Below are 19,230 nucleotides of genomic sequence, written 5' to 3'. Positions count from 1 at the left end.
TGCATGACCCATACCCGACGCGGGCGCGAGGCCACACGGCCTCACGCCATCAGCGGCAGTGGCTGGTACGACATCCTGTGGCGGGTGCACAAGGCGTTGGTCGATGACCGGGTCACGATGCTGGCTGCCGGTATCGCCTTCTATGCGTTGCTGGCGCTGTTTCCCGCCATTGCCGCGCTCATCTCGTTCTGGGCGCTGGTGTTCGATCCCCAGGACATGGCGCGCCAGATCATCGAGTTTTCACGCATCCTGCCGCCGGGCGCGGCGAGTCTGGTCGGCGACCAGGCCCGCGAGATCAGCGAAAATACCAGTCGCGGGCTGAGCCTGACGGCGGTCGGCGGTGTGTTGGTGGCGTTGTTCGTGGCCTCGAAAGGCGTGCGCGGCATGATCGTCGGGCTCAACGTCGTCTACGGAGAGGGCGAGCGTCGTACTTTCTGGCGGCGCGGGTTGGTGGTGGGGGCCATGACGGTCGGGCTGGTCGTGGTGACGCTGGTGACCATGCTATTGGTGGCGTTGGTACCGCTGGTGATCGATGCCTTGAGGCTGGATCCCTGGCTGGTAACCGGCATTCGCTTGCTGCGCTGGCCGATCCTGCTGCTGGTGATGATGTTCCTGATCGCGGTGCTGTACCGCTTCGGCCCCTACCGTCGTGCACCACGCTGGGAGTGGCTCAGCGTGGGCACCATCTCCGCCACGCTGCTCTGGTTGCTGGGCAGTGGCGGGCTGTCGCTGTATGTCGGCCACATGGCCACGCTGAATCAATTGTACGGCTCGCTCGGCGCTGTGGTGGTACTGATGCTGTGGTTCTGGCTGTCGGCCTTTGTGGTCTTGCTGGGCGGCGAGATCAACAGTGAAATGGAGCGTCAGACACGTCGCGATACCACGGTTGGCGATCCGCGACCGCCAGGCGAGCGAGGTGCCCACGCCGCCGATACCCTCGGGCGCGGACGCCCCTGAATCGGGCGCGATGAACAGCGTCGCTGACGGCGAATGCACGCGCCTGATATCATGGATGCATGACCAGTACATCACCTGCCGCGTCTCTCGCTGACCCGTTCTATTACCTGGCCAATTTCCACTTCGTGCTGGGTTTCGTGAGCGAGCGTCACGCCGATCTGCTCAGTGCCGGGGAGCGTGCCTTCATCGACACCCTGGGGGCGCTTCCGCAACCGGCCCAGGCACTGCTGGTGCGCATGGTGATGCGCAAAGGAGAGGTCTTTCGCACCTCGAAGCTCGTTTATCCCGAGATCGGTGATACCGCAGACGCGCTCGGCCCCCTGGTCGAAGCGGGTCTGGTCGATCACGATCCCGCCCTGTCACTCGACGAGCTGTTCCATGTGCTGCGCTTGCCCGAGCTGCGCCGGGCGCTGGCCAGCGAGATCAAGTCGGACGGGCTCGCCCGTGCCGGCAAGGCGGCACTTCTCGAAGCGCTGGCCGAGCGTTTCCCCTCGCCGCGCAGGTTGGCCGACTGGTGGCCCGAGGCCCCAGGCGAACTGGGTGGCGAGCGCTTGTTGCGTCTTCGCGTGATGGAGACCTGCGACCGGCTGCGCTTGATGTTCTTCGGCAACTTGCGTCAGGACTGGGCGGAATTCGTGCTCAGCGAGCTTGGCGTGATGCGCTTCGAGCGCGTTGATTTCAGCGACGATTCCCGTGCCTTTCAACACCGTGACGAGGTCGATGGCTATCTGCGCATGCACCGTCTGCGCGAGCGCCTGGCGGCCGGCGAGGCAGTGGCTGAGCTCGCCGCCGAGCTGCCCGAGGTACCGGCCGAAAACGCCTGGCTTGCCACCCGTCGGCATCGCCTGTGCCTTGCGCTGGCGCAAGCGGCGCAACGCGAGGGGGATACCCGGCGAGCCATCGAGCTGTATTCACTGGCTGGGTGGGGCAGGGCGAAGGCGACACACGCGCTGCATGGCGTGCCACCCGTCGCCACCGGCAACAGCGAGGCGCGGATCCGTCTCTTGCGCCTGCTGGAGCGCCTGGGCCGGTATCGCGAAGCGCATCGGCTGGCGCTATCGCTTGCGCACCACGAGAGGCTCGAGGATGAGCCGCAACGTCAGGCCCTCGACCGGTTGCTGCCCAGGCTGGCCCGGCGGCTGGGTTTGCCGGTTTCGCCAGTGGCCGATGCGCCGATGACCCAGCGCATCGATCTTACGCTGGATGGTCCTGCACATTGCGTGGAACGTGCCGTGCGTGATCATCTGCAGTGCACGCAAGCCTCGGTGCACTACGTCGAGAATACGCTGATCACGGGGCTGTTCGGGTTGCTGTGCTGGGAGGCGCTGTTTGTCCCTCTGCCCGGCGCCTTCTTCCATCCCTTCCACAGTGGGCCGGCGGATCTCTACAGGGAGGATTTCGTGGCGCGGCGTCGCACACGTTTCGAGGCCTGCCTGGCGCGGCTCGATGATGGCAGCCACGGCCAGGTGATCCGCCGCGCCTGGCGACTCAAGCAGGGAATCGCCAATCCCTTCGTGCACTGGGGCGTGCTCGATGAGGCATTGCTGGAGCTGGCGCTGGACTGCCTGCCGCCGGCCCACCTCAAGGCGTGCTTCCAGCGCCTGCTGGGCGATCTCAAGGCCAACCGCGCCGGGTTGCCCGACCTGATCCAGTTCTTTCCCGAGGCACTACCCGGCGAGCCTCGCTATCGCATGATCGAGGTAAAGGGCCCCGGCGATCGCCTGCAGGACAATCAGCGCCGCTGGCTGGCCTTCTTTCACGCACAGGGTATGCCGGTAGCAGTGTGTCATGTGCGCTGGCAAACGACTCGCGCCGAGCCCGCGGAATGAGTGCCGAATCCGCAAGCCCCGCTACCGAGAAAGCGCCGCGTTATCGCGTGGCGGTGCGCACGCTGTGCGATTTCACCGCCCGCCAGGGCGACCTGGACCATCGCTTCACCCCCGCCCCCACGGCCCAGGAGGGGATCGCCGGCCATGCGCGCATCGCCGCGCGGCGTGGTGAGGGCTATGTCACCGAATTGCCGCTCAGCGGGCGCTACGGTGGCGTGCAGGTGAGCGGGCGTGCCGATGGGTATGATGCGGCGGCCAACTGCCTGGAGGAGATCAAGACTCACCGCGGCAACCTCGAGCGCATGGCCGACAACCAGCGCGCGCTGCACTGGGCCCAGGTGAAGGTCTATGGTGCGCTCTTCTGCATGGAGCGCGGGGTATCGGACATCCGCCTGGCGCTGGTTTATCTGGACGTGGCCAGTGGCCGCGAGACGCGCTTCGAGCAGCGGCTGGCGGCCACCACCTTGGCGGTCTTCTTCGACGACCAGTGCCATCGTTTCCTGGCCTGGGCCGAGAGCGAGGCCCGGCATCGCGAGCAGCGCGACCGGTTGCTGGCCGGGCTTGCGTTCCCCCATGCGAGTTTCCGTCCTGGCCAGCGTGAACTGGCGGAGTCGACCTTCAAGGCCATGGCCACCGGGCGCTGCCTGCTGGCCCAGGCGCCCACCGGCATCGGCAAGACCCTGGGCACGCTGTTCCCGTTGCTGGCCGCCATGCCACGACATGGCATCGACCGCGCCATGTTCCTGACCATGAAGACACCGGGACGGCGGCTGGCGCTGGATGCGCTTGCCACTCTCACGGCGGGCAGCGGGCGCGAGCCGTCCTTGCGCGTGCTCGAACTTGTCGCCCGCGACAAGGCCTGCGAGTTCCCTGGCACCGCCTGCCATGGCGAGGCATGCCCGCTGGCGCGTGGCTTCTATGACCGGTTACCGGCGGCCCGTCAGGCAGCGGTGGAGCGCGGGTGGCTGGATCGCGAGGCACTGCGCGAGGTAGCTCGTGAGCAGCATGTCTGCCCTTACTACCTGGGACAGGAGCTGGCCCGCTGGTGCGACGTGGTGGTGGGTGACGTCAACCACTGGTTCGATGCCAATGCGTTGCTGCATGGCCTGGCAAACGCCAACGCGTGGCGGGTCGGTTTGCTGGTCGACGAAGCCCACAACCTGGTGGAGCGCGCCCGTGGCATGTACAGCGCCGAGCTCGATCAGCGTCAGCTCGCGCTGGTGCGGCGCTCGGCCCCCGCTGCACTCAAGCGGCCACTGGCAAGGCTGGCGCGCCAGTGGCAGGAGGTGGTAAAGGATGCCGGACTTGGCGAGGCGGGGGCGCCGGGGCGCCCGGCCTACCGTATTCTCGAGGCGCTGCCGGGCGGGATGCTTGCTGCCCTGCAGGGCCTGGTGAGCGCCATTACCGATTACCTTGCCGAGCATGCCGAGGGCGCAAGCCAGGCGCTGCAGACCCTGCTGTTCGAGGCGCTGGCGTTCACGCGGCTGGCGGAGTCCTTCGCTGACCACTCGCTGTGCGACCTGAAGCGTGAGGGTCGTGGGCGAGCCGTGCTGGGCCTGCGCAACCTGGTGCCGGCGGATTTTCTGGCACCACGCTTTCAGCGCGCCCATGGCGGTGTGCTGTTCTCGGCAACCCTGGCTCCGGGGCATTATCATCGCGACCTGCTGGGCTTGCCGGCCGACACCGTGTGGCGCGATGTCGATTCGCCGTTCGCTGCCGCCCAGCTGGAGGTACGCATCCGCGCCGACATTTCCACCCGGCTGCGCGATCGCCATGCCTCGCTTGAGCCAATCTGCACCGAAATGGCCAGCCAGTATGTGCGCCGCCCCGGCAACTACCTGGCCTTCTTCAGCAGCTTCGCCTACCTCGAAGACGCCCTGGCGCAACTGCGCGAGAGGTATCCGGCGATTCCCGTGTGGCACCAGCGGCGTGGGATGCCCGAGGCGGAGCGAGACGCTTTCCTTTCACGCTTCGTGCCCGGTGGGGAAGGCATTGGCTTCGCGGTGCTGGGCGGTGCCTTTGCCGAGGGCATCGACCTGCCGGGTACGCGGCTGATCGGCGCCTTCATCGCCACCCAGGGGCTGCCCCCCTTCGACTCGTTCAATGAGGCGCTCAAGGCGCGGCTGCAGGCACGCTTCGGGCAGGGCGACGACTACGCCTACCGCATTCCTGGGTTGATCAAGGTGGTTCAGGCGGCCGGCCGGGTGATCCGTGGCCCCGAGGACAGTGGCGTGGTGGTGCTGATGGATGATCGCTTCGCCAGGCGCGAGGTGCGCACCCGGCTGCCCGCCTGGTGGCAACTGGACTGATGCACTGGCCACGCCTCACGACTCACGCCGTGGCGCTTCCTCGACCCGCGTGGTGATATCCTCGTCCGCTTCGTAAAGCGCTTCGAGCTCGCGGGCCGCGTCCTGGATGGTCTGGATCTGTTTCTTCTCGTTGCCGAACACCGCGAGCTGACGCATCAGCGCCTGCTCATCGTGGGGCCGGAAGGTATCGATGGTGTGCTGTGCTTGATCCGGGGGGATGCCCAGGCCAATCAATGCGTCGCGGGTCAGCTCGAGGCTTGCCGGCAGCAGTTCGCGGACGATATGCGTCACCCCTGCGCGCATCAACAGCTGCGCGTGGTAGCGGTTGCGCGCCCGTGCATATCGCCTGAGGTGAGGAAACTGACGGCCGACCTGTTCGACGATGCGCATCGACGCTTCGGGATCGCCGACCGCCACCACCAGTATCCGCGCCTTGTCGGCGCCGGCGGCCTTGAGCAGATCGATGCGCGCCGCATCGCCGTAGTAGACCTGGTTGCCGTAGCGGCGTACCACCTCGACCTGGTCGGCATTGATGTCGAGCACGGTGTAGGGAATCTTCAGCCCCTGCAGGGCTCGCCCCATGATCTGCCCGAAGCGCCCGAAGCCGGCGATGATGATCTGCGGCGAGTCATCCGGTGGCGTATCGAAGGCCGGTGCGGCGCTTGGCCGCTTGAACAGCCGGCGCAGTCCATGCACGTGCAGCTGGAACAGCAGCGGCGTGGTGGCCATGGAAAGCGAGATGACCAGTATCAGCAGGCTGACCAGCGAAGCGTCCAACAGGGCTGCGGTGGCCGCGGCGGAAAGCAGCACGAAGCCGAATTCGCCGCCCTGGGAGAGTAGTACCGCAAGGTTGGTGCTGTCCCGCCAGCCACTGCCATGCAGGCGGGCGGCCAGCAGCATCGCAAGTGCCTTGAGTGCCACCAGTCCCAGGGTCAGCCCGATCACCGTCACGGGCATTTCGGCCAGCAGGCCGATCTGGGCCATCATGCCCACCGCCATGAAGAACAATCCCAGCAGCAGCCCGCGATAGGGTTCTATATCCGCCTCGATATTGTGGCGATACTTCGAGTCGGCGAGCAGCACACCGGCGATGAAGGCGCCAAGCGCCATCGACAGCCCGGCCAGTTCCATCAACAGCGCGGCACCGATCACCACCAGCAGCACGGTCCCGGCGAATACCTCGCGGCTGCGCGTGGCGGCGGCGTAGTGAAACAGTGGGCGCAGCAGGTAGCGCCCACCGACGATCAGGCCGATGAAAGCCGCCGCGGCGACCAGCACGCCCCGTGCCAGCGGCATCACGCCATCGGCCAGCAACGAATCGGCCGCCAGCATGGGAATGATCGCCAGTACCGGAATCGCCGCGAGATCCTGAAACAGCAGCAGGGCGAAGGCGTGGCGGCCATGGCGGGTCTGCAGTTCCTTGCGCTCGCCAAGCAGTTGCAGCACCAGCGGCGTGGAGCACAGCCCGAGGCTGAAGCCGACCACCAGGGCCGCCGGGGGCGGTAGCCCCAGCCACCAGGCGGCAAGGCTGAGCACTATGGTGGTCACCGCCACCTGCAGGCTGCCGAAGCCGAATACCGAGCGACGCATCACTCGCAAGCGTGACGGCTTCAGCTCGAGGCCGATCACGAACAGCAGGAAGACGATACCGACCTGGGAGAACTGCAGCACTGCCTCGGCGTCGGCCACCAGCCCGAGCACCGAAGGGCCGATGACCACGCCTGCCGCGAGATAGCCCAGCACCTCGCCAAGCCCCAGGCGCTTGAACACTGGCACGATCAGTACCGCCGCGACGAGAAAGATCAGTGCGTTGAGCAGCAGGTCGGTGGCCAAGGTCGGCTCCTGGTGGAAGTGATGAGAGTGATCCATTCTACCCGATACGATCCGTCGTCCTTCCTATGCAATCCGCGCACCAGAGAGAGCGGCAGGGCGGTCGCCACGGCCTGTTTACAGCCAGGGCGGACATTGCCACCAGGGCCGGTTACCGAATGTTCACAGATTGCTACGCATCGGTGTTGTGCAATTCCTCGCCGCTATGCTTACCATGCAGTCGGAAACACCGGTCGCATTGATCGGTGTCTCGTTTTTTCGGCATTTCGCCGCAACGGGACAAGGAGAGGTCGAATGGGAATCGAGGTAGGTGGCCTGCTGGGCCTGATCTGGCTGATCATCGTCATCTGGGCCATCGTCAAGGTGGCGAAGAGTTCAGCGGGTGGTCTGGCTAAACTGCTGTGGATTCTGGTCTTGCTGTTCTTCCCGCTGATCGGCCTGATCATCTGGTTCCTGCTGGGGCCAAAGGGGTAGCGACGATCATTTCGTCACGTCCGCGTGAGGCACGCTTCACTCTCGGGCAGGCCAGTTGGCCTGCCCGATGTCGTTTCAGCGCTTGTCGGTATGGTTTCAGCGCTAGTCGGCATCGCGTGGCTCGCCCCGCTCGCACTTCAGGCAGCGCAGCCGAAACCCCAGCATCGAATCGCGCCCGGCTTGATGGGTGACCCAGGGGCGCTCGATCCAGGGTGGCTGATGGCGCACATGTTGAATGTGGCCGCACGAAAGCTCGGCCACCCAATGGGATTGTTCGTCGAGGTGAAAGCCGGTGATCGGGCTTTCGATCACGATGTCTTCGTCGGTGCCTTGTAGTGCCCGGGTACCTTCACGCGCTCACCGTTGGGTAGGTCGCGTACATGACCCGGCACATAGACACGCTTGATGATGCTCTTGTTGCTGTCGTCGCTCATTCAACGCCTCCTGGCACTCGATGGACGTATATCTCTTACGTTAGAGAAACACTACACAAACGTCTACGCGAGCGAATCGCTGCGTTGCGCGGTGCGCGGAATCCTCACCTATACCCCATAGGCTCCGGTTCCTGTGCTCCGTGCGCCTTGCGCTTCATCTCGCTCGTCGGTTTGTTCAGCGTTTCTCAGAGCGCGCTAGGTTGGCTGGCAATACCTGATGATGCGGTGCGGCATAATATTGTCGAGGGGAATGGACACCACCCGGATGACCGGGCGGTGTCGGCCTTCAGTGATAGGCGCTTGCGCGACTCGGCGTGTCAGGCAGGCGCGTGAAGCGCACCGGAGGGCTGTATTTCTGGTTGTCCTCGGCACGTTCGGGAGCGGGCCGTACGCGCCAGCCACGTGAGCTGGCCCATTCCTTGAGCCCACGGTAGTCGAGCAGTGGATGCTCGCGGGTATAGGGGTTGGGGGCGGGCGAGGGAAATGCCTGGGCGACGTGGGGGTAGTGCGCCAGGGCATCGGAGCCGCCATGAGCGGCGAGGGCGTGATCGAGGGCGGTTTGCCATGCCACGCTGTCGCGGGGTGATGTGTGTCGAGCCACTTTCATTAGGATTGTCCTCCGTGGAGCCGACAATTGCAGGGGTCTGGGGAAGGGTTGGAATGCGACCAGCTTGACCCTGGCTATGCTGCAAAGGAAAATACGCCCCGGTTCAGGCAGCTAGCCTACCCGTGCCATCAGGAGTGGTCGTATACCCTGTTGGCCGAGACGCCCGACGTTGCCGCGTCGGGCGTTTTTTATTTTCTTGCTTCTCACTCAATCCCAGCTCAGCGCGCCGCCCACCTGATACTCGGTGACGCGGGTCTCGAAGAAGTTCTTCTCCTTGCGCAGGTCGATGATCTCGCTCATCCACGGGAAGGGATTCTCGGCGCCCGGGAACTGCTCCTTGAGGCCGATCTGGGCGAGACGGCGGTTGCAGATGAAGTGCAGGTACTCCTCCATGATCGCGGCGTTCATGCCAAGCACGCCGCGCGGCATGGTGTCACGCGCGTAGGCGATCTCCAGCTCGGTGCCTTCGAGGATCATCTGGGTGACTTCGTCCTGGAACTCGGGCGTCCACAGGTTGGGGTTCTCGATCTTGATCTGGTTGATCATGTCGACGCCGAAGTTCAGGTGCATCGATTCGTCGCGCAGGATGTACTGGAACTGCTCGGCCACGCCGGTCATCTTGTTGCGGCGCCCCATGGAGAGAATCTGGCTGAAGCCGCAATAGAAGAAGATGCCCTCGGTGACGCAGTAGAAGGCCACCAGGTTGCGCAGCAGTTCCCGGTCGGTCTCCTCGGTGCCGGTGTTGAAGTCCGGACGCGACAGCGACTGGGTGTGCTTGAGGCTCCAGGCGGACTTGGCGGCCACGGAAGGCACCTCGCGGTACATGTTGAATACCGCGCCCTCGTCCATGCTCAGCGACTCCACGCAGTACTGGTAGGCGTGGGTGTGGATGGCTTCCTCGAAGGCCTGGCGCAGCAGGTACTGTCGGCACTCCGGGTTGGTGATCAGGCGATACAGCGCCAGTACCAGGTTGTTGGCGACCAGCGAGTCGGCGGTGGAGAAGTAGCCGAGGCTGCGCTCGACGATCCGCCGTTCGTCCGCGGTCAAGCCTTCCTGGCTCTTCCACAGCGCGATATCGGCGTTCATGTTCACTTCCTGGGGCATCCAGTGGTTGGCGCTGCCATCCAGGTACTTCTGCCAGGCCCACTCGTACTTGAAGGGCACCAGCTGGTTGAGGTCGGCGCGCGCATTGATCATCTGCTTGTCGTCGACTTCGATGCGCGCCGCGCCCATCTCGAGCTCCTCGAGGCCGGCGGCCACGTCGAGCTCTTCCAGCGACTTGCGGGCGCGCTCCAGGCGGTCGGCCTCGGCCACGGCATACTGGCCACTGGCCTCGGCCACCTGGCTCGGCTCCGCTGCCGCCGGCGCGGGCTTGGGGGCGGCCGGCTGGGCCGGCGCCTCGGCTACGGTGTTCTCGTCTTCGTGGAACTCATCCCAGTTCAGCATTTCTCTTACCTCGAATTAATTGGGAGCCATGGGTGGATTCATCGCGCGAGGCTCCTCCGGCGGCAAGCCTGCTAGGAGGCGCTGTAAACCCATCCCTGGGCGCTACCGACGCCATCCCTGGCGTAGGACCTCCTCTTCGGCTTGCCCCCGGCGCCTCTCGCTTCACCGGCGGTAATACGTGTTCGGTCGTACTTATTGGCACGCCTCGCAGCCCAGTTCGTCGATCTCCGCGGCGCTGGGCGCGCGCGTGGCGCCGGGGCCCGAAAGGAAATCATCGACGCCACGCGGTTCCTGGCGCGTGGGCTCGGGAGCCGGTGCGGGGGTTGCCGTGGGCGCTGGCGCGCCGTTGCTGACCGCGTTGAGATTGCCGCGGTCGACGGTGGATTTCTCCACCGAGGTGGCCCCCAGTGCACGCAGGTAGTAGGTGGTCTTGAGGCCACGGAACCATGCCATGCGGTAGGTCACGTCGAGTTTCTTGCCGGAGACGCCCTTGATGTAGAGGTTCAGCGACTGGGCCTGGTCGATCCACTTCTGGCGGCGCGCAGCGGCTTCGACCAGCCACTTCGGCTCCACCTCGAAGGCGGTGGCGTACTTGGCCTTCAGGTCCGCCGGCATGCGTTCGATGGGCTGGGCCGAGCCGTCGTAGTACTTGAGGTCGTTGATCATGACCTCGTCCCACAGCCCGCGCGCCTTGAGGTCGTTGACCATGTAGGCGTTGACCACCGTGAATTCGCCGGACAGGTTCGATTTCACGTAAAGGTTCTGGTAGGTAGGCTCGATCGACTGCGACACGCCACAGATGTTGGAGATCGTGGCGGTCGGGGCGATGGCCATCACGTTGGAGTTGCGCATGCCCTGGGTGGCGATCTTGTCGCGAAGGCGATCCCAGTCCTGGGTGGCGCTCTCGTCAAGCTCGATGTACTTCTCGCCGCGTTCGGTCTTGAGCTTCTCGATGGAGTCGATGGGCAGCACGCCCTGGCTCCACAGTGAACCGTCGAAGCTTGCATAGCGGCCACGTTCGGCGGCCAGGTCGCTCGAGGCCTCGATGGCGTGATAGCTGACCAGTTCCATGGAGCGGTCGGCGAATACCACGGCCTCCTCGGATGCGTAGGCGATATCCTGGGCGTAGAGGGCATCCTGGAAGCCCATGATGCCAAGCCCCACCGGGCGGTGCTTGAAGTTGGAGTTCTGCGCCTGGGGCACCGCGTAGTAGTTGATGTCGATGACGTTATCGAGCATGCGTACGGCGGTACGCACGGTCTTGCCGAGCTTCTCGCCGTCGAGCTTGCCATCCAGCACGTGCTGGGCGAGGTTCACCGAGCCCAGGTTGCACACCGCGATCTCGTCCACTGAGGTGTTCAGGGTGATCTCGGTGCACAGGTTGGAAGAGTGCACCACGCCGGCGTGCTGCTGGGGGCTTCTCAGGTTGCACGGGTCCTTGAAGGTGATCCACGGGTGGCCTGTCTCGAACAGCATCGAGAGCATCTTGCGCCACATGTCCTTGGCGCGGACCCGCTTGTAAAGCTTGAGCTGGCCATTGCGGGTCATCGCCTCGTACTCCTCGTAGCGCTTCTCGAAGGCCGCGCCGTAGAGGTCGTGGAGATCCGGGCAGGTGGATGGCGAGAACAGCGTCCACTCCTTGTCGTCGAAGACGCGCTTCATGAACAAATCCGGCACCCAGTTGGCGGTGTTCATGTCGTGGGTGCGACGGCGGTCGTCACCGGTGTTCTTGCGCAGTTCCAGGAACTCCTCGATGTCGAGGTGCCAGGTCTCGAGGTAGGCACAGACCGCGCCCTTGCGCTTGCCACCCTGGTTGACCGCGACGGCGGTATCGTTGACCACCTTGAGGAACGGTACGACCCCCTGGGACTTGCCGTTGGTGCCCTTGATCCACGAGCCGAGTGCACGTACCGGGGTCCAGTCGTTGCCAAGGCCGCCCGCCCACTTGGAGAGCATGGCGTTGTCGCGGATCGCGCTGTAGATGCCGTCCAGCTCGTCGGGCACGCTGGTCAGGTAGCAACTGGAGAGCTGGCTGCGCACCGTGCCGGAGTTGAACAGGGTCGGCGTCGAGGCCATGTAGTCGAAGCTCGAGAGCAGCTCGTAGAACTCGATGGCACGCGCCTCTCGATCATCCTCGTTGAGCGCAAGCCCCATGGCCACGCGCATGAACATCACCTGGGGCAGCTCGTAGCGCACATCGTCGCGGTGGATGAAGTAGCGGTCGTAGAGCGTCTGCAGGCCGAGGTAGGTGAAGGCCATGTCGCGGGTGTGGTCCAGGGCGTCACCCAGACGCTGGAGGTCGAATTCGGCGAGCCGCGGGTCGAGCTGCTCGAAGCCGATGCCGCGCTCGATGTAGGCCAGGAAGGCTGGCTTGTAGAGCTCGGCCATCTCCTGGTAGGTGGCTTCCTCGGCCACGTCCAAAAACGCCAGCGCCTCGCGGCGCAGGTTGTCCTGCAGCAGGCGGGCGGTCACGTAGGTGTAGTCGGGGTCCTTTTCCACCAGCGTGCGCGCGGTCATCATCAGCGCCTGGGAGACCCCATCGACGGTCACGCCGTCGTAGAGGTTCTTCAGCGAGTCCTCGACGATTCGCCCGGGGCTGACGTTGTCGAGGCCCTCGCAGGCGTCGTTCACCAGGGTCTCGACACGGCCCAGGTCCAGCGGGCGGCGCGTGCCGTCAAGCAGGGTGACGTGCAGGGTCGGGTGGGGCTTTTCGATGTCGCCTCCAGCTGCCGCGCGGGCACGGGCGTGCTCCTCACGATAGAGCACGTAGGCGCGAGCGACCTTCTGCTCACCGGCGCGCATCAGCGCCAGCTCCACCTGGTCCTGGATGTCTTCTATGTGCAGAGTGCCGCCATCCGGCATGCGGCGCAGGAAGGCCTGGGCAATGGATTCACTGGATTGACGCACGAGGTCGCGGACCCGTGAAGAGGTGGCGGCATTGTCGCCCTCGACCGCGATGAACGCCTTGCTCATGGCAACCGCGATCTTGCCGGCATCGAATGGCATCACGTCGCCGTTGCGCTTGATGACGCGCAGGGCGCGGGGTGCGGTGACGGAAACGGACGATATGTCCGCGGTGGCAGTGGTTTCCATGGCGCCGGAGTCCCTGTCTGGTGGTGAAAAAATGCCGGTCAAAACACGGCTTTGACTGCTGCTGTTGACATCGCCATGTGCGATTGCTATGGCACAGCATATGGTGTTCGGTGTGTGTCGAAACACAAGATAGTGTGCTTTTGATGCCTCGGCAAGTGGATAACTTGTGGATGAGCTGTGACCATCCGGGGGGTGGTTTTGGCTGGCTTGCCAGGGCGCATGGTTGGGCCTTTTCTCTGCTTGCGCGAAAATCATTGGGGTGCATTTATCCGCCGTGTGCAGGCGAGAACGCGGTTTTCGGGTATCCTTTAGCCATTGGCGGTAATTGCCGCTTCGTGGTGGCCGCCAGTTCCGATCACCTGCACTCCAGGATGGAATAGAGGATGGATAACACCTTGGAACCTCGAGACCAGGATCATGTGCTGATCATCGAGGATGATGAGCGCCTTGCCGGATTGACCCGAGACTACCTCGAGGCCAACGGTTTCCGTGTCACGCTGGAAGCGGACGGAGCGCGTGGCGTGGAGCGCATTCTTACCCTGCAACCGGATCTGGTGATTCTCGACCTGATGTTGCCGGGAGAGGACGGCCTGTCGATCTGTCGCCGGGCGCGCAGCGACTACCTGGGGCCGATCCTGATGCTGACCGCGCGCACCGATGACATGGACCAGGTGCTGGGGCTCGAGATGGGCGCCGACGACTATGTGCCCAAGCCGGTACAGCCCCGCGTTCTGCTGGCGCGCATGCGTGCCTTGCTGCGGCGCACCGAAGCCACCGAAACCGTCGGCGAAAGTCGTCTCAACTTCGGCAACCTCGATATCGACAGCGCCACCCGCGAGGCATGGCTGCATGGCGATCGCATCGACCTGACCAGTGCCGAGTTCGACCTGCTGTGGCTCTTGGCCAGCAACGCGGGGCGGGTGCTCACCCGCGAGGAGATATTCTCCCAGTTGCGCGGCATTCGCTACGACGGCCAGGATCGTTCCATCGACGTGCGCGTGTCGCGAATTCGCCCCAAGATCGGCGACGATCCCAACCAGCCGCACCGCATCAAGACGGTGCGCAGCAAGGGCTATCTGTTCGTCAAGGAAAGTTGATCGATGCGTCGCGCCCTGGCCGACAGCACTTTCCTGCGCGTCTATGTGTTGCTGGCGCTGGCGCTGCTGCTGACCTTTGGCCTGGCCCTGCTGGGCCTGGCCATGGTCGATCAGGTACGCCGCGAGCACCATCGCGAACAGCTCGCCCAGGCCCCGATGCGGCTCCTGACCGAGAACCTCGCCGCGCTTGAACCCGACCAGTATCAGATGTGGTTGACCCGCCAGGCGCGGCATCTTGACATGACGCCGCTGGTGCTCGACATCGCGCAGGTTCCCCTCAATTTCTTTTCCCGCACTCGTCTCGAGCGTGGCAGCGTGCTGGTGCACCCCCTCGAGGAGCAGGGCTGGCGCCTGCAGAGCTTGCTGCCCGGTGGCGAGCATGTGCTGCAGGTTGAGATGGCAAGCCTCAGCGAGCATCAGTTGCGCGGGCTGACAGTGTTGCTCGGTGAATGGCTGCTCGAGGTCGATGTCGAGGCGCGAGCCGGGCGCCTCGAGCGGGTGCTGGGCGGTAATATTCCGGTGGAGCTGCGCGATACGCCACCCGAGAGCCTCGACCCTTACCAGCTCACGCGGCTCGATGAGGGAGAAGTGGTGATCAGGTTGCTGCCGGGGCGCTGGTCGATGGCCATGTACCTGGAGCTTGTCGATTCCAAAGACACGGTCCAATGGCTGGTGGTCGGGCCGGTGGAGAGCTTCGAGCCACTGCCTGGTGAACTTCTGCTGGTGCTGGTGGTGATTCTCCTGGCCGTGCTGGCGGCGACCATCTACTTGATCGTCAGGGGCGTGGAGGCGCGCATGGCGCGCCTGGAACTTGCCGCCACACGGATCGCCGGGGGGCGACTGGATACCCGGGTCAAGGTCGAGAGCGGTGACTTCCTCGGCCGACTCGGCATGGCCTTCAATGGCATGGCCACCCAGGTGCAGTCCTTGTTGCGTGCCCAGCAGGACATGATTCGTGCTGTGTCCCATGAGCTTCGCACCCCGGTGGCGCGGATCCGCTTCGCGGTACAGATGGTCGAGGACATGACCGATGAGCCGTCGATTCGCCGCCAACTGCAGGGGATCGACGGCGATATCGAGGAGCTCGATGGGCTGATCGACGAGATCCTGACCTACGCGCGGCTGGGCAGCGATGCGGTGAATGGACGTGAAATCGATGCGGCGCTGGTCGATTGTCGATCAATGGCCGAGCGGGTCATCGACGCACTAAGGCCGCTGCACGGCCACCTCGAGTTGTCGCTGGCCGAAGGCCCCGACGTGGAAGCCATCGCCGAGCCACGCTACCTGCAGCGCGCCGTGCAGAACCTGGTGGCCAATGCCTGTCGGCATGCCCGCTCGCGGGTGGTGATTCGCCTTCAGGGGGAGCCACAGCTGGTACGTGTCGATGTCGAGGACGACGGCCCCGGTGTTCCGGCCGAGCAGCGTCAGGAAGTCTTCAAGCCCTTCGCGCGACTCGATGACAGCCGCACGCGCAGCTCCGGTGGCTACGGACTGGGCCTCTCCATCGTGCAGAAGGTGATGACCTGGCATGGCGGCAGCGTGGCAGTGGACGAAAGCCCCGAACTGGGCGGTGCACGGTTTACCCTGCTGCTGCCGCAACGCCGCGAGACCCTGCCGGGCAATTGAGCGCTCAGGCCGGTTTGATGCCTTCCAGCACCGCAAAGGACGTTTCCCGGGCGGTGCGCAGGAAATCCTCCATCCAGGGTGCCTGGCGGCTCTCGTCGCGGATCGCCGCGAACAACGTGCTCCACACCCCCTTCTCTCCCAGCGCCACGGCTTTCACGTAGTCGCGCTCCAGATATTCCGTCAGCGCCCAGTTGGGGAGCGAACAGACCCCACGACCACTGGCCACCAGCTGCATCATCATGATGGTCAGCTCGGCGGTGCGAATCTCCTTCGGCCGGACGTTCGCCGGGTCGAGAAACTGAGTGAACACGTCCAGTCGCGAGTGTTCCACCGGATAGGTGATCAAGGTCTCATCGGCGAGCTGTTCGGGAGTGACGAACGGCTTGCTCGCCAGGCGGTGCTGGCGCGCCACCGCAAGCAAACCTTCGTAGCGGAACAGTGGCTCGTAGTGCACGCCTGGAAGCGGCTGGGGGTCGGCGGTGATCACCAGGTCGAGCTGTTCGCGGGCCAGCGCCGGCAGCGGGTCGAAATGATGGCCCCCCGGGATGTCGATCTCCACTTCCGGCCAGTGATCGCGGAAATGGTCGATGGTCGGCATCAGCCACTGGAAACAGCTGTGACACTCGATGGCCATGTGCAACCGTCCCTGTTCATTGCCGGCCAGGCGCGCCAGGTCGCGCTCGGCCATGCGCACCTGGGGCAGCACCTGTTCGGCGAGCGTCAGCAGGCGTTGTCCGGCCCGGGTGAACTCCACCGGACGGGTCTTGCGCACGAACAGCGGATTGCCCAACCGATCTTCCAGATCCTTGATCTGGTGGGAGAGTGCGGATTGGGTCAGGTGGACCCGGTCCGCGGCTTCCACCAGCGAGCCGGCGTCGCGTAGGGCGATCAGGGTGCGCAGATGGCGAAGTTCGAGCATCGAGGTGAGCCATTTTCATTATGAAGATTAGAAAGTTTAGTTTGATTCACAATCGGTGGCCAGTGAAACTCTCTCGCATCATTCATGTTTCGAGGTAGTTCACATGACAACGGCTCATATTGGCGGATACCCACGTATCGGCGGCAACCGCGAGCTGAAGAAAGCCACCGAGGCCTATTGGAAGGGCGATATTGACCGTGAGGCACTGGAAACCGTGGGCCGCGAGCTGCGGTTGGCCAACTGGGCCGCCCAGCGTGACGCCGGCCTCGACCTGGTCAGCGTCGGCGATTTCGCCTTTTACGATCAGGTGCTGGATCTTTCGGTAACACTGGGAGCGGTTCCTGCGCGATTTACCGCCGAGCGTGAGGTGGCGCGAGGCGAGGTCGACCTCGATACCGCCTTCCGCATGGCCCGCGGCCGCGCCCCTTCGGGCGAGCCAGCCGCCGCCTGCGAAATGACCAAGTATTTCGATACCAACTACCACTATCTGGTACCGGAGCTGCATGCGGGGCAGACCTTCCAGTTGGCCAGTTCGCGGCTGTTCGACCAGGTCGCCGAAGCACATGCGGCGGGGCACGCCGTGAAGGTGACGCTGCTGGGCCCGCTGACCTGGCTGTGGCTGGGCAAGGCGCGCGAGGAGGGGCTGGATCGACTCTCACTGCTCGACTCCCTGCTGCCGGTGTATGGCGAACTGCTCACCAGTCTTGCAGAGCAGGGGGTGGAGTGGGTTCAGCTCGATGAACCGGCGCTAGTCCAGGAGCTGCCGCAGGATTGGCGGCAAGCCTATGAGGCCGCCTACAACGTGCTGCAGAGCGCCCCGGTCAAGGTGTTGCTGGCCAGCTACTTCGGCGGACTCGGCGAGAACCTCAGCCTGGCCGTGGGGTTGCCGGTGGATGGCCTGCATATCGATCTTTCGCGTGCCCCCGAGCAGCTTGAGGCGGTGCTCGATCGTCTTCCCGCCTACAAGGTGCTGTCGGTGGGTGCCATCGATGGACGCAACGTGTGGCGGGCCGACCTGGCGCTGCTTCGCGAACGCCTGGCTTCGGCACGCATGCGCCTGGGCAAGCGCCTGTGGGTTGCGCCATCCTGTTCGCTTCTGCATGTGCCGGTGGATCTCGCCGCGGAGACTGAGCTCGATGGCGAACTCAAGAGCTGGCTGGCCTTCGCCCGCCAGAAGCTCGATGAAGTGGTGACACTGGCGCGCCTGCTGGATGGCCGCGCAAGCGATGTGGACCGGGAGCGCCGGGATGCCGCGACCCTGGCGCTTCAGGCGCGTCGCGATTCTACGCGGCTTCATCGGTCCGAGGTGGCGAACCGGGTCGCCGCGGTGAGTGACGCGGATACCCGGCGGCGCAGCCCCTATGCCACGCGGGCGATCGCCCAGCGCCGCGCGCTGGATCTGCCGCTGTTTCCCACTACCACGATCGGCTCCTTTCCGCAGACCGACGAGATCCGTGCCGCGCGCCGCGCCTTCAAGGCCGGTGAGCTTTCAAGCGAGGCCTATGAGGGGCGCATGCGCGAGGAAATCGCCTTCGCCGTGGCCCGCCAGGAAGCGCTGGGCCTGGATATGCCGGTGCATGGCGAGCCGGAGCGCAACGACATGGTGGAGTACTTCGGCGAGCAGCTCGACGGCTATCTGTTCACGCGTAACGGTTGGGTCCAGAGCTATGGATCGCGCTGCGTGAAGCCGCCGGTGATCGTCGGCGATGTCAGCCGGCCTGGCGCGATGACGGTGCGCTGGAGCGAGTTTGCCCAGGCGCTCACCGACAAGCCGATGAAGGGCATGCTGACGGGCCCCGTGACCATGCTGCAGTGGGCCTTCGTGCGAGATGACCAGCCACGCGACATCACCTGTCGGCAGATCGCCCTGGCGCTGCGTGACGAGGTGTGCGATCTCGAGGCCGCTGGCATCCGCGCGATCCAGATCGACGAGCCGGCACTGCGCGAGGGCCTGCCGTTGCGCCAGGCCGAGTGGCAGGGCTATCTGGCCTGGGCTGTCGAGTGCTTCCAGTTGAGCGCCGCGGGCGTGCGGGACGAGACCCAGATCCACACCCACATGTGCTATTCGGAATTCAACGACATTATCGCCGCCATCGCCGCACTCGATGCCGACGTGATCACCATCGAAACCTCGCGCTCGAACATGGAACTGCTCGATGCCTTCCAGGACTTTGCCTATCCCAACGAGATCGGCCCCGGCGTCTACGACATTCACTCGCCGAACATTCCCGAGGTGGACTGGATGGTGGCACTGATGGAGAAGGCTGCCGAACGGGTTCCCCTCGAGCGGTTGTGGGTCAATCCGGATTGTGGCCTGAAGACCCGCCAGTGGGCCGAAGTGGAGCCGGCACTGGCCAACATGATCGAGGCCGCTGCGCGGTTGCGCCGCCAGCATGGCTGATCAAGCGTTGAGCTGTGGGTAGCAGCACTCAGGGTCAGCGGCTGGTATTGTGGAGGCCGAATTGCATGTCGATCTACGCATTGGTGTGGCCCTGAAAAAGTAGACACTTTGTCAGGCAGCGGCTTCATAGGTCCGGGGGGAGACTCCGCCCAAGGCCCCATGGAGCCGCACGTTATCGTAATACTCTTCGATGTAGTACTGAGCCTCA

14 protein-coding genes are annotated in these 19,230 nt (G+C 64.6%); 7 read left to right on the top strand and 7 right to left on the bottom strand.

The features are described from left to right. Window positions 1–3 precede the first annotated feature (3 nt). The 3 genes from C6V82_RS13275 to C6V82_RS13265 are packed head-to-tail and all read left to right on the top strand — an operon-like array spanning window position 4 to window position 5,095. Window positions 4–957 carry a YihY/virulence factor BrkB family protein gene (locus tag C6V82_RS13275; protein ID WP_102587943.1) on the top strand — a complete coding sequence of 318 codons (954 nt, stop codon included), beginning with the start codon at window positions 4–6 and terminating at the stop codon, window positions 955–957. Between the two features lie 59 nt (window positions 958–1,016). Next, window positions 1,017–2,786: a VRR-NUC domain-containing protein gene (locus C6V82_RS13270; RefSeq protein WP_102587944.1), complete on the top strand. Its 1,770-nt coding sequence runs from the start codon at window positions 1,017–1,019 to the stop codon at window positions 2,784–2,786. Beyond that, window positions 2,783–5,095, top strand: coding sequence for an ATP-dependent DNA helicase (locus C6V82_RS13265; RefSeq protein WP_102587945.1), 2,313 nt, complete (start codon window positions 2,783–2,785; stop codon window positions 5,093–5,095). The genes C6V82_RS13270 and C6V82_RS13265 overlap by 4 nt, the downstream gene beginning before the upstream one ends. Before the next feature lie 15 nt (window positions 5,096–5,110). Here the strand turns inward: C6V82_RS13265 and C6V82_RS13260 are convergent, their stop codons facing one another. Beyond that, the gene (locus C6V82_RS13260) at window positions 5,111–6,928 is read right to left on the bottom strand and encodes a monovalent cation:proton antiporter-2 (CPA2) family protein (RefSeq protein ID WP_102587959.1); all 1,818 of its coding nucleotides are present in this window, start codon (window positions 6,926–6,928) and stop codon (window positions 5,111–5,113) included. A 291-nt stretch (window positions 6,929–7,219) separates the two neighbouring features. Here C6V82_RS13260 and C6V82_RS13255 point away from each other — a divergent pair, with 291 nt between their 5' ends. After that, window positions 7,220–7,399 (top strand): PLDc N-terminal domain-containing protein, encoded by a 180-nt coding sequence (locus tag C6V82_RS13255; RefSeq protein WP_102587946.1) that lies wholly within the window; start codon window positions 7,220–7,222, stop codon window positions 7,397–7,399. A 102-nt stretch (window positions 7,400–7,501) separates the two neighbouring features. Here the strand turns inward: C6V82_RS13255 and C6V82_RS13250 are convergent, their stop codons facing one another. From C6V82_RS13250 to C6V82_RS13235, 5 genes are all read right to left on the bottom strand, one after another. Continuing rightward, the gene (locus C6V82_RS13250; RefSeq protein ID WP_308430837.1) at window positions 7,502–7,711 is read right to left on the bottom strand and encodes a DUF3565 domain-containing protein; all 210 of its coding nucleotides are present in this window, start codon (window positions 7,709–7,711) and stop codon (window positions 7,502–7,504) included. Continuing rightward, a complete protein-coding gene (locus tag C6V82_RS18360) occupies window positions 7,708–7,833 on the bottom strand; it encodes a hypothetical protein (protein WP_268248468.1) in 126 nt (41 codons plus the stop codon). Before C6V82_RS18360 ends, C6V82_RS13250 begins: the two co-directional genes overlap by 4 nt. Before the next feature lie 286 nt (window positions 7,834–8,119). Continuing rightward, on the bottom strand, window positions 8,120–8,440 hold the full coding sequence (locus tag C6V82_RS13245; protein WP_102587947.1) for a hypothetical protein: 321 nt from the start codon (window positions 8,438–8,440) through the stop codon (window positions 8,120–8,122). 207 nt (window positions 8,441–8,647) lie between these two features. Further along, the gene (locus tag C6V82_RS13240; protein WP_102587948.1) at window positions 8,648–9,886 is read right to left on the bottom strand and encodes a ribonucleotide-diphosphate reductase subunit beta; all 1,239 of its coding nucleotides are present in this window, start codon (window positions 9,884–9,886) and stop codon (window positions 8,648–8,650) included. A 192-nt stretch (window positions 9,887–10,078) separates the two neighbouring features. After that, window positions 10,079–12,979 (bottom strand): ribonucleoside-diphosphate reductase subunit alpha, encoded by a 2,901-nt coding sequence (locus tag C6V82_RS13235; RefSeq protein WP_102587949.1) that lies wholly within the window; start codon window positions 12,977–12,979, stop codon window positions 10,079–10,081. Window positions 12,980–13,362: 383 nt separating this feature from the next. On the opposite strand from C6V82_RS13235, the gene C6V82_RS13230 reads away from it, so the two are divergent. Next, window positions 13,363–14,076 carry a winged helix-turn-helix domain-containing protein gene (locus C6V82_RS13230; protein WP_102587950.1) on the top strand — a complete coding sequence of 238 codons (714 nt, stop codon included), beginning with the start codon at window positions 13,363–13,365 and terminating at the stop codon, window positions 14,074–14,076. A gap of 3 nt (window positions 14,077–14,079) precedes the next feature. Continuing rightward, the gene (locus C6V82_RS13225) at window positions 14,080–15,702 is read left to right on the top strand and encodes an ATP-binding protein (protein WP_102587951.1); all 1,623 of its coding nucleotides are present in this window, start codon (window positions 14,080–14,082) and stop codon (window positions 15,700–15,702) included. Window positions 15,703–15,706: 4 nt separating this feature from the next. On the opposite strand, the gene C6V82_RS13220 is transcribed toward C6V82_RS13225, so the two are convergent. Beyond that, entirely contained in the window at window positions 15,707–16,621 is a 915-nt protein-coding gene (locus C6V82_RS13220; RefSeq protein ID WP_102587952.1) for a LysR family transcriptional regulator, read from the bottom strand. 103 nt (window positions 16,622–16,724) lie between these two features. Between C6V82_RS13220 and metE the strand changes: the two genes are divergently transcribed. After that, entirely contained in the window at window positions 16,725–19,022 is a 2,298-nt protein-coding gene (gene metE / locus C6V82_RS13215; RefSeq protein ID WP_102587953.1) for a 5-methyltetrahydropteroyltriglutamate--homocysteine S-methyltransferase, read from the top strand. Window positions 19,023–19,230: the final 208 nt, after the last annotated feature.

The sequence above is a fragment of the Halomonas urumqiensis genome (assembly GCF_003028575.1).
Classification (GTDB): domain Bacteria; phylum Pseudomonadota; class Gammaproteobacteria; order Pseudomonadales; family Halomonadaceae; genus Halomonas; species Halomonas urumqiensis.
This window is presented reverse-complemented; position numbering and strand designations above follow the sequence as displayed.